Source organism: Burkholderiaceae bacterium DAT-1 (genome assembly GCA_019084025.1).
Classification (GTDB): Bacteria; Pseudomonadota; Gammaproteobacteria; order Burkholderiales; family Chitinimonadaceae; genus DAT-1.
This window is the reverse complement of record JAHRBI010000004.1, coordinates 225,789-240,504: the sequence shown is the minus strand read 5'-3', so window position 1 is coordinate 240,504 and position 14,716 is coordinate 225,789. Positions and strand designations below refer to the sequence as shown.

The window sequence follows — 14,716 nt, the reverse complement described above, 5'->3', positions numbered from 1 at the left end:
GCGCGAGAGGCCGAAAGCATAGCGCCTTTTCACAACGCCGTCCAGCAACTGCGCCATACAGGTTTATGATCGTCCATAATCCCGCTATAATCGCAGGGTTTACGAATTCTTCGACCAACCGAACCCTATATAAGGATGGCAGCATGAGCGAACCGAACGGCGCGAACCACGACAATGGAAAAGGTGCGATTGGAATGGTCGTGCCCGCTCTCGTGGGCCTGATCCTCCTGATTATTCTCATCAGCCTGATCGTCAAACTGATTACCGGTGGCATCAACACCAACGCCGCCAGCGGCACCATGACCAACGAAGCCATTGCAGCGCGTCTGCAACCTGCAGGTCTGAGCAAGCTGGATGAATCCGGCCCACCTGGTAGCCGTACAGGCAAGGCCGTTTACGAAAGCGTGTGCGTATCCTGTCACGGCGCGGGTCTGGCTGGCTCGCCGAAGTTTGGCGACGCTGCTGCATGGGGCGCTCGCATCAGCAAGGGCTTCCAGACCTTGGTTGATCACGCACTGAAGGGCTTCAATGCCATGCCAGCCAAGGGTGGCGCAGCCGATCTGACCGATGATGAAGTCGCGCGTGCCGTTGCCTTCATGGGCAATGCTGGCGGTGCCAAGTTCACCGAACCAGGTGCAGCTGCTGGTGGCGCACAAGCCAAGGCTGATCCGGCCGCCAAGGGCAAGGAAATCTACGACAGCGTATGTATGGCGTGCCATGCAACCGGCGCAGCAGGCGCACCGAAGTTTGGTGACAAGGCAGCCTGGGCTCCACGCGTCGGTCAGGGTCTCGACGCACTGGTTGCAAGCGCAATCAAGGGCAAAAACGCCATGCCACCTAAGGGTGGCTTTGCAGGCAGCGATGAAGAGTTCCGCACTGCCGTTGAATACATGGTCAGCAACTCGAAGTAACTCGAGTCTGTTGCAGCAAAAAGCCCGCGTGAATCGCGGGCTTTTTTACGTCTAACGGCGCTAATTTATTTACTTGAAGCTTTTGATGGCTCCGCAGGTGGCATGGTGAGCGGTCCTTTAAAGCCACATGCAGAAAGCAATGCCACAGCGGTCAAAGTGGCCAGAATGAGGCGAACGGGCATTTTCATGAGAGAGCTTGATCTGTGTTTATGGCAGAATGTCAGATACTAACAACCTCTCTCCTTTTCTGCCAATGAACGAAAGCGACTTCCTCGAGCTGGCCGATGCCATGTTCGAACGCATTGAATCGGCGCTTGATGCGCAATCCATTGACTGCGACATCAATGTCACAGGTGGTGTCATGGAACTATCTTTCGATGATGGCGCCAAGGTGATCATCAATCGCCATACACCCAACCGCGAAATCTGGGTAGCGGCACGTTCCGGCGGATTTCATTACAAATACGCGGATCATGTTTGGCGAAACACCCGTGATGACGGGTTACTTACCGCACAATTATCCGCACTCGTGAGTGCACACGCTGACACGGCTTTTTCTCTGTAACCCGAAATTAGCCGCGCATCATCATTAAATGCACATTGGTACTATCTGACCACCAGCTTTGACCTGTAGAAGCCCTGCCGTCATAATGCAGGGTTACTCGGCATTCTTACATGAGTTTGAATGTCCTTACTTGACGAAATCACGACAGTTACTGTCTGCCGAACCTCCGGCAGGCTGATCGAAAGCCTGATATGACCATGACCGTTCACATCAAGGCGGGGCGCGAGAAATCCTCGTTACACCGTCATCCCTGGATTTTTTCTGGTGCCATTGCCAAAACCGAAGGCGAACCCGTAGCGGGTGAAACAGTACGTGTCATCGCCCATGATGGCCGCTTTCTAGGCTGGGGCGCCTGGTGCGATACCTCGCAAATTCGCGTTCGCGTCTGGAGCTTTCTGGAAAATGAGCCCGTAGACGCGTCGTTTTTCCGTACACGGATTCGCCGTGCGATTGCCGCACGCCGTGAATTGGCGTCTCATGGCAATGCAGCCCGATTATTACATGGCGAATCAGATGGACTGCCCGGCGTCGTGGTCGATCAATATGGTGACATGCTGGTTGTGCAATGCTTATCGGCGGGCGCAGAATACTGGCGTGAAACCTTGCTGGATATCCTGACCGAAGAAACCGGTATCCCACACATATTCGAGCGCTCCGATGCCGATGTCCGAGAACTGGAAGGCCTCCCGCCGAAAACAGGCCTCTTGCGCGGAACCTTGCCGGCCAGCGTAGACATCGAGGAAAATGGCCTGCGCTACCGCGTAGATATCGCAGCGGGTCAGAAGACGGGCTACTATCTCGATCAGCGCAAGAATCGTCGCCGCATCGGAGAGCTCGCCCGTGACCGCGAGGTGCTGAACTGCTTTTGCTATACCGGCGGATTTTCACTGGCCGCGCTTGCTGGTGGCGCAAAGCATGTCACGTCGATTGATAGCTCACCCGAGATTATCGCTGCAGCACGCACCAATCTGACACTGAACACTCATCTCAATGCCGATTGTGCCGAATGGGTGGAAGCAGATGTGTTTCAGCACTTGCGCAAACTGCGCGACATGGGCAAATCCTACGATCTGATTATTCTCGATCCGCCCAAGTTCGCCCCCACTGCGCAACATGTCGAACGTGCGGCGCGTGCATACAAAGATATCAATTTGTGGGCATTCAAACTGTTGCGCCCGGGTGGCTATCTGGCCACTTTTACCTGCTCCGGCGGAATGAGTGCAGATTTATTTCAGAAAATCATTGTCGGTGCAGCTTGGGATGCACATGCTGATGCGCAAATCATTGAGCGCTTCACTGCCGATATCGATCATCCCGTCGCGCTGAGCTTCCCGGAGGGTGATTACCTCAAGGGTTTATTGCTGAGAAAGCTCAGTTAAACGAAAGATAGAGAACATCACTGTGCTGGTATTAGGAATCGAATCCTCTTGCGATGAAACAGGTGTGGCCTTGTACGACACCGAGTCTGGCTTGCTGGCTCATCACCTGCATACGCAAATGGCCATGCATGCCGAATACGGTGGCGTAGTACCCGAGCTGGCATCGCGCGACCATATCCGCCGCGTACTGCCACTTACGGATGCATGCCTGAAAGAGTCCGGCAAGCAGCTTGGCGATATCGATGCCATCGCCTACACAGAAGGCCCCGGTCTGTCGGGCGCCTTAATGGTTGCAGCAGCCACGGCCAACGGCCTGGGCGTCGCACTCGGCAAACCGGTGATCAGCGTACATCACCTGGAAGGCCATTTGCTTTCGCCACTACTGGCCGAGCCGCGTCCGGACTTCCCGTTCGTAGCATTGCTGGTATCCGGTGGTCATACACAGCTTATGGCGGTACGTGGTATTGGTCAGTATGAAATCCTCGGAGAGACGCTAGACGATGCTGCCGGTGAGGCATTCGATAAAACAGCCAAACTGCTGGGTCTTGGCTATCCCGGGGGCCCGGCCCTGTCCAAGCTGGCTGACACCGGCAGTCCGCAACGCTTCGAGCTTCCCCGCCCCATGCTGCACTCGGGCGATCTGGACTTCAGCTTTGCAGGTCTCAAAACGGCCGTACTCACACTCAAAAACAAGCAGGGTGATCAACTTGACCAGACCACCATTGCAGATATCTGCGCAGCATTTCAGGTAGCAGTTGTTGAGGTACTGAGCAAAAAATGTCTGGCGGCTCTCAAGCAGACAGGTATGTCTCAGCTGGTTGTCGCGGGGGGAGTGGGTGCTAATCGGCAACTTCGTGCTGAGCTTGATCGACTGGCCGTACGCCGCAAGTTCAAGGTCTATTATCCGCCGCTAGATCTTTGCACCGATAATGGTGCCATGATCGCATTTGCAGGTGCCATGCGGCTTGGAGAAACGCGCCCGGCCGGGCCATTCAAGGTACGTCCTCGCTGGCCGCTTAACGAACTCTCGAGCGCCTGAGCCATTGCAATAACAGGGGAATCTGGCAGAGCAGGCAGACAAACATGGCTGCATCCAGTCCTGTCTTTCCCCAATCCATCCAGCCACTCCACACACCCCAGTACAGCATCATACCGATCATGGCTACAATGCGTGAGCTTCCGCTCACCGTACGCACCATCGGGCGGGAAACGGCTGCCTTTCCCGTCGGATTGATTTGAACGCGAAACCTGGCACCGGGTCTGTGCATGCTTGTCATGATGCCGATTCTCCTTGTAATGCAGATCTTCTCAGCATAGTTCAGGCATTGCTTTGCACGACTGAATGAGGGCGGCACGTACAAAAAAAGGACGACCTCGGTCGTCCTTTGCGCTTGATGACGCCTCCGATTACATCTGCGGAGCAGCAGCCTTTGCAGCCTTCTTGGCCTTGTGATGCTTCTTGACATGCTTCTTGGCGTGCTTGGCCGGAGCAGCAGGTGCGGTACCTTCGTCTGCAGCAAAACCAGTCACAGCAACGGAAGCGGCGATCAGGGCAGCGATGATTTTGGACATATTTGTGTTCCTTGCGAATTAACCGGTAGATAGTGTGCTTGTATGCCATCCGTTATTCGAACGTGCATGACGTCATTAACGTGCCTCATGCGTATCCGGTTGACACACTTTGCAACTTTTTTGCTTCGCCTAGCTAGAACCACAATACGATAGTGACGAGTGCCGCAATAAACAGCCAGAAAATCACCGTGCGCCAGACCAATCCGACCGCCCCTGCCAGGGCTTCGGGGTCAGCCAACTCTCCTACGCCCAATTCCGGTCGGAACTTGACCGTATGATCCTGTCGCAAGGGCAAACCAATGCGCACCCCGATTGCCCCTGCGCCAGCAGCCAGCAAAATGCCATACGCCTCGTGAAGCCAGCGATCAGCCTGCCCTCTCCAGCAATATACGGCATCGACAAAATCCCCCACTAGCGCAAAACTAGCCGCAGTCAAACGGATCGGAATCCAGTCGATCAACCATGCCACTCTGTGCGAAAAGGCACCGAATTGTTCGTCAACCCTTACAAACCGCTCGCCCCACTCACGTTCGACAATTGTAGCGGCGCGGTATGCCACGGCGCCCGCAGGCCCAAGCAAGCAGAACCAGAACAGAGGACCAAACACATGACGGTACGCATCGATCAGCCCTTGCTCGATGGCCAGGCGTGAAATTTCGTTTACATCGAGTTCTGAGGTGGATTGACGCGTCCAGGCGGCCAGATAGCGGCGAGCGACATCAATCTCGCCTGTTTTCAAGGCCTCGGAGATACCCGAAAACGCCGAGCTGAACTGACGGAACCCCATGGTCAGATACAGAATAACAAACGAGAACCCCCACGCAGCCAGGGGGAGAGCGGCATGCAAGCCCCAATATACGGCCAATGTCAGTAGCGCGGGCAGTGCGACTGCCAGACACCACGCAACCACCCCATGCCGGTATTCCCCGGCATCGAAATTGCGTTCGATCGTGACAGCAAACGATTTGAAGCTACTGTGCACAGGGTTGGATTTGGCAATGGGTAGAAACTGTTCTAGCAGCAGGGCAAGGACAATAGACAACCAGGTCATGGCGGGCTGTTCATCTTTGTGTATGGATAGCGTCCATCATACCGCATTGGCCGCAGGACTGCCTTGTCCATTGCAAACAAAGCGCCCGTGCAATAGCAAAGTAATTTAGTCAGGTATTGGCGCAACCGCCATGATCGGCTATCCTCTCAAGGTTGCCCGACTTTCTTCATGCGCCCCCGGCGCACCGACAGGAGATATCCAAGATGGAACATACACTGCCAAAACTGCCTTATGAACTGGACGCGCTGGCTCCGCACATGTCCCGCGAAACGCTGGAATACCACTACGGCAAGCACCATCAAACTTATATCACCAACCTGAACAACCTGATCAAGGATACAGAGAACGCATCGCTTTCTCTGGAAGAGATCGTGAAGAAGGCACCGGCAGGTGGCTTGTTCAACAACGCGGCTCAGGTCTGGAACCACACTTTCTTCTGGCTGGGCTTCAAGCCCAATCCGAACAGCGAAGTGCGTGCGCCGTCAGGTGCACTGGCTGACGCGATCAATGCCAAGTGGGGTTCGTTCGACGCATTCAAGACGGCATTCAACACAGCTGCAGCCGGCAACTTCGGTTCTGGCTGGACATGGCTGGTCAAGAAAGCGGATGGTTCGCTGGACATCGTCAATACTTCCGCTGCAGGTACGCCGCTGACGACAGCTGATACCGCACTGTTGACTGTCGATGTGTGGGAACACGCTTACTACATCGATTACCGCAACAGCCGTCCGAACTTCCTGGCAGCATTCTGGCTGCTGGTTGACTGGGACGTCATCAGCCAGCGCGCCGCCTAAATAAAGTAGTTATTTATAATATTCGTATAATTAATGCCCGCAATTACGCGGGCATTTTTTGTTGCAAAATACACCAAAAAATATGCACGCCAGCTAAATGATACATGAGCGGTCTGTGCTAAAGGGCAAGTGTACTGGTATAAATAAATGAAACCGTCATGCAACTGGCTTTCATTTAATGCCATGCGCGTCAATCAGGATTGCCGATATGCAAACACCATAAACGGCGGCAACCCTTTGGAGCTTGTTGTGCCTGATACCCTAATCAAACATAAAAACGGCATTTATTCGCCCAAGCAAGATCAGTGCAATACTTCGATAAAAATAACTGCTGGTTCATTTTTTAAACGAACCGTATTGCACTCCGCCATTGCAGCCTTGCTGGGCGCAGCACTCGTGCCCGCAAATGCCGTTGCATTGGGGGATTTCAAGGTTCACTCCTATCTCGGGCAACCCTTCGAGGCCAGCCTGTTCATCGCACTGTCTCCGGGCGAGGTCATTGACGATGCCTGCATGGATACACGCAGGATCGATGCCGAGGAGGGCGATTTCCAGCGCGGCATGCATTACCGCTGGCAAACCGACGGAGATGGCAGCAGCGGCATACTGCATGTCAGCTCCGCCAATCGCATAATTGATCCGATGGTGCAGATCAAAATTGTGCTGCACTGCAACCAATTAAATGTCACTCGTAATTTCACTGTTCTGCTTGACCCGCAAAATTACTCGGCCAGCGATAACAAAACCACGACATCTGTCGTAGCGAACGCCCCGGTTCAACCCATTGCGCCGCCGGTGTCCGCAGCGCCAGCCCCTTTGAATGTACCCACACTTGGTCAGACCTGGCAGGTTCACCAAGGAGAATCGCTCAAATGGCTGGCAGATTTTTTCTTTCCCAATGAACGTCCTTTGCGCGTTAAATTTGTCAATTTAGCCAAGCGACTCAATCCGCAGGTTCAGCAAGGCGCCTACGATCTGCTCACCCCGGGGGTGCAACTGCGCCTCCCCACCGAGTCAGAGCTGGGGATTCCACCTCGCGACAAGGAGGCGACACGTTCTCTGCTGATCCAGGCTGAGTCTGCGCAACAGCAGCCAGCTGATGCCAGCATGCTCAAGCAGACACCACCCAAGCCCGCACCAGCCGCTGCAAAAGCCCCCGCCCCGTCCAAACCTGGCAACCAAGACAGTAATGAGCCACGCCTTACGCTCTCACACGGCGCGCCCGGCAAGCGGAGCAAGCAGGCCGACAAAGGGACGGAAGCCAGCGAACAGCTGCGCAAAATGAGTGAGCGCGAGAGCAAGCTTTACGATGAATTAGCGGAGGTAACTGCCCGCCAGAAAGACACCGTCCGGCGCATTGAGCAGCAGGAGCGTCAAATCGCATTCCTGCAAGGTGAAATCGCCAAGCGCGAGCTATCCGTTGCCAAAGCACGTGCCGAAGCCCAGAAAGCCCTCGAAGCTGCACAACCAGATCCGCTGCAGCAGTGGCTCCCGGTAGGCGCCGCTGCACTGGCCATTGTGGCAATCTTTTTCTCATTACGAGCACAAAATCGCAAGCGCCGAATGGTGAACGAGGCTGACCTGCAAACCGTGATCGATTTCGAAAGAGGGCGAAACGCTTTCGCAGGCACTGATGCCCCGGCACGCGTACCCGGTGCGTCGGAGCGTCGCCGTCGCGACCGCAGTGATCCCGGTCGTGATGCGCAAGCGAGTTTACAGCCGGCAGAACCGGAGGCTGAGCCTGCGCAAGTGCCGGCACCTGTCATCACGGTTGTCTCGCAATCAGTTCCGCCAGATGAATCAACTAGTGTCAACGAAGCGAATAATTTAAATGAAGAAATCAACCTGCTGCTTGAAGCGGGTTTTGTGAATCAGGCCATCAATATTATTCGCCATGAAATCGAAAAGTCCCCATCCACGGTTTATGGATGGCTCCGCCTTTTCGACATTTATTGCGCCCACAAGCAACGGAACGAGTTTATCCAAACTGCACGCGAATTCCGAACCCGCTTTATTAGCGAAGCGCTGTGGGCAAAAGTCGTCTCAATGGCGCAGGCGCTAGACATCGAACCAAGCGAATTACAGCCCAAAATCGTTGCCTCCGACGATATTGTCTTTGAACTTGAGCCACAGATACACGATGCAGCCCTTCAACCATTTGATGATGTCAAACCAGAAGCCGAAGAGATCCAAGCCGTCGATGCCCCTCACGATGTGCCAGATACCCCCACATTTACACTGACCCCTGTCACAGAGTTGCCGGGAAATGCAGCCGCGACATCTACACGTCAGGTCTCGATTACCGACGTACGGCAGACGGCAAACGAGCCGGCTTTTACCAACGACTTGCCCACCTTTCTGCTCGACGGTATGGATGAACTCGCACACGCACAGGGACTGATTGATCAGGGTAAAATCGAGGAAGCTCAAATAATTCTCGATCGCCTTACACGCCACGACGACTGGACAATCAAGCAAATCGCCACACGCATGCTTGATCAACGTGCCTGATGCGACGCTGAACAATTACAGAGTTGTATGTCAGCCAGCTAAAATGGAGCCTTTCCAAATGTGAAGGGCTCTTTTTCATGGTCATGTGGATTGCATATCTATATGTCATCGCAATGTTTGCGATTGCCATGATGGCAGCGGGAAAGATTGTTGCGGGTATCCTGCTTCTGGTGGTGATTGGCATCTTCCCCACTGTCTTGCGTGTGTGGGTTTTACTGAAGCGGCGTGAGATTACACAGGAAATGGCGCGTTTGAACGCACTCCATACGGCTGCAACGCCCCCAGCCGAACCGCCTGCCGATTGAACATGGCAAATCAGGGTAAAATGTGTTACTTTATAACATTTCACCCATCATTCATCAGAACAGATGTCCAATCCCATTCTGGATGACGCCCTTAGCGCTGCCGATCAATGGTGCAGTGTGCGAGGCGAAAAGCTGACCAGTCAGCGTCGCGAAGTATTGTCTCTGCTACTTAAGGCAGAAGGAGCGTGCAAGGCATACGACATCCTCGCAGCCATCCAGAAGGAACGCCCGACCGCGGCTCCGCCGACGGTCTATCGTGCACTGGATTTTCTGGTATCGGTTGGACTTGTGCACAAGCTCGATTCCACACAAAGCTTTGTCCCCTGCCATTCTTTCACGCATCCGCATCAATCGGTGATGCTGATCTGTTCGAATTGCAAGCATGTACTCGAAACACAAGAGCCCAAACTGACGGCCCTGCTCGCAGCCATTGGCGTGGCAAACGGCTTCCAGATTGCGCCTCAGCACATCGAAGTACATGGTGTGTGCAGCCATTGCAGCGAAGGAGCATGCCATGGGCCACACTGATCACGGGCACGCACATTCGCACACGCACGGCGGGGATTTGCACAAACACCGTGGGCATAGCCATGCGCTAATCAAGCCGGGCTCACTGCTTGCCCTCTCTGCCTTTCAACGTTTGATCATCGTCCTACCTGCGCTGATCCTGCTGTGGCTGGCGGTGTGGTGGGCCATGGGAGCGCAAGCATGAGTACTGCACTCCACATCGACAATGTCACGCTGGCCTATCGCCGTCATCCTGTCGTGCACCATCTGAGTGGTGCCTTCCCTGCTGGTGAATCCACGGCGATTGTCGGCCCGAACGGTGCGGGAAAAAGCACGCTGCTGAAAGCCATAGCCGGACTCATTCAGCCCGATCATGGCCACATCCGCTTTGGCGCCTGCAAGGCGCGGGAACTGGCGTGGTTGCCGCAACTGGCAGACATCGATCGAAGCTTTCCGATTTCGGTGCGCGACTCTGTGTTACTGGGTAACTGGCGCCGCAGCAGCTGGTTTGGCCGGATCTCGCGACAGACCCGTCAGCGTGCCGAACATGCGCTGGAGGAAGTCGGTCTGGGCGGTTTTGGTGATCGCCTGATTCAGGAGCTGTCGGCCGGACAATTCCAGCGCGTGCAATTTGCGCGCATCTTACTGGACGATGCACCGCTCATTTTGCTCGATGAACCTTTTACTGCGCTCGATCATCGCACTAGTGTCGATCTGCTGCGCCTGATTAAGCGCTTCAGCGAAGAAGGTCGTACCGTCATTGCTGTTCTGCATGATTTCCAGCAAGTACGCGACCACTTTGCGCATACGCTGCTGCTGGCACGCGAAGCCATTGCCTGGGGGCCTACCGCAGAGGTCATGACCGATCACAATCTGGCTCGTGCCAATGCCATGGCCGAGAACTGGCGAGATGGGGCCGGTGTATGCCATCGCGACGAAACTACGCCAGCGACCTGACAAGGACACTTCATGTACGAATTATTCTGGCAACCATTTGCCGAATTCGGCTTTATGCGCAATGCACTGGCAGGCAGCTTGGCGCTGGCACTGAGCTGCGCGCCCATTGGCCTGTTTCTGGTCATGCGCCGCATGAGTCTGGCGGGTGATGCCATGAGTCATGCCATTCTCCCAGGTGCTGCTATTGCCTTTGTGGCATTCGGCCTGTCGCTGACCGCAATGAGTATTGGCGGTCTACTGGCCGGGATCGTCGTCATCCTTGGCTCCGGCATGGTCTCCCGCGCCACGCGCCTGAAGGAGGATGCCAGCTTTGCGGCGTTCTACCTGATCTCGCTGGCATTAGGCGTGCTGATCATTTCGCGCTGGGGCAATAACGTCGATCTGATGCACATCCTGTTTGGATCGGTGCTGGCGGTCGACGTCCCTGCCCTGCTGTTTCTGGCCAGCGTGGCCTCGCTGACCCTGATTGCGCTGGCATTGTCTTACCGCATTCTGGTGGTCGACAGCTTTGATCCTGACTTCCTGCGTGTGCATGGCGGCGGTGGCTCGCTGGCGCATTTCGCTTTTCTGATTCTGGTAGTTTTGAATCTGGTGGCTGGTTTTCAGGCTTTGGGAACACTCATGGCCGTGGGCCTGATGATGCTACCCGCAGCCACCGCACGCTTCTGGGCACGCGAACTGCCGGGCATGATTGCAGTCGCGGTTGGCGTAGCGCTGGTGTCCGCCTATGGTGGGCTACTCTTGTCTTATCACGCCAACCTGCCGGGCGGACCCGCCATCATTCTGTGCGCGGGACTGGTGTACTGTGCGTCGATTTTTGTCGGGACACAGGGCGGTTTGCTGCAACGCTTGTTGCCGCACCGGCATCTGGAAAACTGATATGCGTATGATGGTTTACGGCGCACGGGCGATCTGCCTTGCGCTCATTTGCACACTGGCTCACGCCGCACCCATCAAGGTTGTGGCGTCATTTAGTATTCTGGGCGATCTGGCGCACAGCATTGGTGGCGAACATATCGAACTGACCACGCTGGTCGGCGCCAATGGCGATACCCACGTCTATCAACCTTCGCCGCAGGATGTACGCAAGGTCAGCGAGGCACAGGTACTGGTCTTGAACGGACTGGGATTTGAAGGATGGCAGATGCGCCTGCTGCAAGCCTCTCGTTTCAAAGGCGTCCAGATTGTCGCCTCTGTCGGCATTCAAGCGCTGCTGCGAAACGGTATTGCCGACCCGCATGCCTGGCACGATCCCAAGCGGCTGATGACCTATGTGCGCAATATTCAGGCAGGGCTGAGCAAGGCTGATCCAGCGCACGCAACGCTTTTTGCAAGCCGCGCCGATGGCCTGATTGCGGCGATTCAGCAGCAGGACGAACAAGCCAGCAAGCAATTCGCCGCGCTCTCCGCCACACAGCGTCGTGCCATCGTGCAACATGATTCACTGGCGTATTTGGCACAGCGTTACACCCTGACCTTGCTGCCTGCCCAAGGTATCAGTACCGAATCCGAACCCAGCGCCCGCGATATCGCACAGCTGGTGCGGCAAGTGCGTACTTCCGGCATTCAAGCGGTGTTTATCGAGAGCATTGCCAATCCGCGCCTGATGGAACAAATTGGCCGCGAGGCGGGACTCAAGCCGGGGGGCAAACTCTATACCGATGCGCTTTCAGCACCGGGTCAGGGCGCGGATCATGTGGTCGACATGCTGCGATACAATGTCAGCACACTCGTCAGCGCCATGCAGGCAAACCGCGCGAGTACGAGATAATCGAACAAGGGGGTGGCATGCTGGAGGTCAGAGGGCTCAGTCATGCGTATGCGAATGGTACGCGCATGTCCTTTCCCTATATCACCCTGCAAGCCGGTGAAACCGCTGTTTTGTGTGGCCCGTCCGGTAGCGGCAAAACCACGCTCTTGTCGCTGATCTGCGGCATGCTGCGAGTACAGACAGGGAACATCCGCGTACACGATCAATCGTTGACCTCATTAAACAGCCGCCAACTGGATCGCTTCCGAGGCCGCCATATTGGCATCTTACCGCAACGTTTTCATCTGATTGCCAGCCTGAACGCGACCGAGAATATCGCGCTAGCTAGGCACCTTGCAGGTCTCCCGCCCGATCCGGCACGGATCGATACGCTCTTGCATGCGCTCGATATCCATATGCTGACAAACCGCCGTCCGGCCGCTCTATCGCAGGGACAGGCCCAGCGCGTCGCCCTTGCCCGTGCGCTGATCAATGCACCGGGCTTGCTGCTGGCGGACGAACCCACAGCCAACCTCGACGATGCAGCGGCCGACGCTGTGATCAATCTACTGATTCAGCAAGCACACTCGCATCAGGCCGCCCTGCTCATTGCCAGCCACGATAGCCGCGTCAAAGCTCGCCTCCCCCGACAGATTGATCTGGGGGCCGCATCATGAATCTGGCTAGACTCGCGCTCAGACAGGTGCTGTCCCGCCCGCTGCACAGTGTACTCAATATCGTGTTGCTGGCACTGGGTGTAGCGACTGTCGTACTGATCCTGCAATTCGATGCCCAGCTTCAGGATCGCATGCTGCGCGATGGCGAGCGCATTGATCTGGTGGTCGGTGCCAAAGGCAGTCCTTTGCAGCTGATCCTGTCGTCGGTGTATCAGGCCGACATCCCCACCGGCAATATCCCCAAGGCCGAAGCCGACCAGCTGGCACGTCACCCGCTGATTGCGCGGGCCATCCCGATCTCCATGGGCGATAGCGCCGCCGGACATCGTATTCTCGGTACCACGCCCGACTATATCGAGCTCTACGAAGGCAAGCTGGTGAGCGGCGCCCTGTGGCAGGCGCCACTAGAGGTCGTATTGGGAGCCAATGTCGCCAGTCACACCGGATGGCAGCCCGGCCAGACCTTTGCTGGCAGTCATGGGCTGGGCGAAGGCGGCGAGCATCACGATGATCATCCCTATCGCGTAACAGGCATTCTGGCCCCGACGGGAACCATACTGGACGATCTGGTACTCACCAGTCTGGAAAGCGTCTGGGCTGTGCATGAACATCATGACAAACATCCTGCATCGAGCGATCCCGATCGCGAGATCACCGCGCTGCTGATTCAATACACCACGCCGCTCGCGGTGCTGAAACTCCCGCGCCAGATCAATGCCGAAAGCAAGTTGCAAGCGACCTCGCCTGCGCTGGAATCTGCGCGCCTGCTGAATGTCGTCGGGATTGGCTTGCAGGCCTTTCGCGGCTTTGCGGTGATTCTGACCGTCTCCGCCCTGTTGTCGATGTTTGTGGCGCTGTACACCACACTGGAAGCCCGCCGCCACGATCTCGCGGTCATGCGGATGATGGGCTGCAGCCCATCCGGACTGTTGATGGTGATTCTGCTGGAGGGCTGGCTGCTGGCCGGGATCAGCACGCTAGCCGGGCTGGGACTCGGTCATCTCGCGCTAAGCGGTGCGGGCCATCTCCAGCTCGCGCCTGCACTGCATCTCACCGGCTGGCATTGGCTCAACACTGAATGGCTGATCCTGCTGACCGCCCCCGTCACCGGCACCCTCGCCGCCCTGATTCCCGCCATCCGTGCCTATCGCACCGATATTGCGCTGGTGCTGGCGAATCAGTGAGACATTTAGATTAGATATCCGAAAGCATTCGACATGATCGCCCGTCACTTTCCCTTCCTCGCCCTGCTCGTCTGCCTCCAAAGCATCGCAGGCGACCATTTACCCGGCAATCTGCCCGCTGGCCCCGCGCCCAAGGGCAATGCGATGTTTGGCGTGACTGAAGTCGTGGGCAAGCCTGTTGAGGACAAGAGCGGATTTGTGTCGTGGAAGACGCTGGCGATGGTCAAGGTCGATACGGGCAAAACAGACGATGTGGTCACGTACGACAAGCAGATCGAGTCACTGCATAACAAGGTAGTGAAGCTGCATGGTTTTATGCTGCCGCTCGGCATGGGCGAAAAGCAGAGCCGCTTTATCCTGACCGCCACGCCACCCACCTGTGCATTCTGCCTGCCGGGCGGCCCCGAGCAAGTCATCGAAGTGCGCGCCGCCGCTCCGATTCGCTACAGCTACGATGCCATTGAACTCACCGGCACCTTTGAAGTGCTGCACAACGATCCGATGGGCTTGTATTACCGGGTGTCGGCGGCGAAAGAGGTGAAGTGAGCATTCA

The 14,716-nt window shown here is 56.1% G+C and carries 18 protein-coding genes; 15 read left to right on the top strand and 3 right to left on the bottom strand.

The window, feature by feature from the left end:
• Window positions 1–143 precede the first annotated feature (143 nt).
• From KSF73_09785 to tsaD, 4 genes are all read left to right on the top strand, one after another.
• Entirely contained in the window at window positions 144–911 is a 768-nt protein-coding gene (locus KSF73_09785; protein MBV1776003.1) for a c-type cytochrome, read from the top strand.
• Window positions 912–1,164: 253 nt separating this feature from the next.
• The gene (cyaY, locus tag KSF73_09780; GenBank protein MBV1776002.1) at window positions 1,165–1,476 is read left to right on the top strand and encodes an iron donor protein CyaY; all 312 of its coding nucleotides are present in this window, start codon (window positions 1,165–1,167) and stop codon (window positions 1,474–1,476) included.
• 197 nt (window positions 1,477–1,673) lie between these two features.
• Window positions 1,674–2,855 (top strand): class I SAM-dependent methyltransferase, encoded by a 1,182-nt coding sequence (locus KSF73_09775; GenBank protein MBV1776001.1) that lies wholly within the window; start codon window positions 1,674–1,676, stop codon window positions 2,853–2,855.
• 22 nt (window positions 2,856–2,877) lie between these two features.
• Entirely contained in the window at window positions 2,878–3,894 is a 1,017-nt protein-coding gene (tsaD, locus tag KSF73_09770; GenBank protein MBV1776000.1) for a tRNA (adenosine(37)-N6)-threonylcarbamoyltransferase complex transferase subunit TsaD, read from the top strand.
• On the opposite strand, the gene KSF73_09765 is transcribed toward tsaD, so the two are convergent.
• From KSF73_09765 to KSF73_09755, 3 genes are all read right to left on the bottom strand, one after another.
• The gene (locus KSF73_09765; GenBank protein ID MBV1775999.1) at window positions 3,872–4,132 is read right to left on the bottom strand and encodes a hypothetical protein; all 261 of its coding nucleotides are present in this window, start codon (window positions 4,130–4,132) and stop codon (window positions 3,872–3,874) included. The genes tsaD and KSF73_09765 overlap by 23 nt on opposite strands.
• Window positions 4,133–4,262: 130 nt before the next feature.
• Complete coding sequence (locus tag KSF73_09760) at window positions 4,263–4,427, bottom strand: hypothetical protein (GenBank protein MBV1775998.1); 165 nt, start codon at window positions 4,425–4,427, stop codon at window positions 4,263–4,265.
• A 133-nt stretch (window positions 4,428–4,560) separates the two neighbouring features.
• A complete protein-coding gene (locus KSF73_09755) occupies window positions 4,561–5,478 on the bottom strand; it encodes a CobD/CbiB family protein (GenBank protein ID MBV1775997.1) in 918 nt (305 codons plus the stop codon).
• A 203-nt stretch (window positions 5,479–5,681) separates the two neighbouring features.
• Here KSF73_09755 and KSF73_09750 point away from each other — a divergent pair, with 203 nt between their 5' ends.
• The 11 genes from KSF73_09750 (at window position 5,682) to KSF73_09700 (ending at window position 14,709) form a co-directional block, all read left to right on the top strand.
• Window positions 5,682–6,272, top strand: a complete 591-nt coding sequence (locus KSF73_09750; GenBank protein ID MBV1775996.1) for a superoxide dismutase [Fe] — start codon at window positions 5,682–5,684, stop codon at window positions 6,270–6,272.
• Window positions 6,273–6,629: 357 nt separating this feature from the next.
• Window positions 6,630–8,783: a hypothetical protein gene (locus KSF73_09745; GenBank protein MBV1775995.1), complete on the top strand. Its 2,154-nt coding sequence runs from the start codon at window positions 6,630–6,632 to the stop codon at window positions 8,781–8,783.
• A gap of 113 nt (window positions 8,784–8,896) precedes the next feature.
• Window positions 8,897–9,088 (top strand): hypothetical protein, encoded by a 192-nt coding sequence (locus tag KSF73_09740; protein ID MBV1775994.1) that lies wholly within the window; start codon window positions 8,897–8,899, stop codon window positions 9,086–9,088.
• A gap of 63 nt (window positions 9,089–9,151) precedes the next feature.
• Window positions 9,152–9,616 (top strand): transcriptional repressor, encoded by a 465-nt coding sequence (locus KSF73_09735; protein MBV1775993.1) that lies wholly within the window; start codon window positions 9,152–9,154, stop codon window positions 9,614–9,616.
• Window positions 9,603–9,800, top strand: a complete 198-nt coding sequence (locus tag KSF73_09730; GenBank protein MBV1775992.1) for a hypothetical protein — start codon at window positions 9,603–9,605, stop codon at window positions 9,798–9,800. The genes KSF73_09735 and KSF73_09730 overlap by 14 nt, the downstream gene beginning before the upstream one ends.
• Entirely contained in the window at window positions 9,797–10,552 is a 756-nt protein-coding gene (locus tag KSF73_09725) for a metal ABC transporter ATP-binding protein (protein ID MBV1775991.1), read from the top strand. The genes KSF73_09730 and KSF73_09725 overlap by 4 nt, the downstream gene beginning before the upstream one ends.
• A 12-nt stretch (window positions 10,553–10,564) precedes the next feature.
• Window positions 10,565–11,431, top strand: a complete 867-nt coding sequence (locus KSF73_09720) for a metal ABC transporter permease (GenBank protein ID MBV1775990.1) — start codon at window positions 10,565–10,567, stop codon at window positions 11,429–11,431.
• Between the two features lies 1 nt (window position 11,432).
• A complete protein-coding gene (locus tag KSF73_09715; GenBank protein MBV1775989.1) occupies window positions 11,433–12,323 on the top strand; it encodes a zinc ABC transporter substrate-binding protein in 891 nt (296 codons plus the stop codon).
• A gap of 65 nt (window positions 12,324–12,388) precedes the next feature.
• On the top strand, window positions 12,389–12,979 hold the full coding sequence (locus KSF73_09710; GenBank protein MBV1775988.1) for an ATP-binding cassette domain-containing protein: 591 nt from the start codon (window positions 12,389–12,391) through the stop codon (window positions 12,977–12,979).
• Window positions 12,976–14,163, top strand: coding sequence for an ABC transporter permease (locus KSF73_09705; GenBank protein ID MBV1775987.1), 1,188 nt, complete (start codon window positions 12,976–12,978; stop codon window positions 14,161–14,163). Before KSF73_09710 ends, KSF73_09705 begins: the two co-directional genes overlap by 4 nt.
• 33 nt (window positions 14,164–14,196) lie before the next feature.
• Window positions 14,197–14,709 (top strand): DUF3299 domain-containing protein, encoded by a 513-nt coding sequence (locus tag KSF73_09700; GenBank protein ID MBV1775986.1) that lies wholly within the window; start codon window positions 14,197–14,199, stop codon window positions 14,707–14,709.
• Window positions 14,710–14,716: the final 7 nt, after the last annotated feature.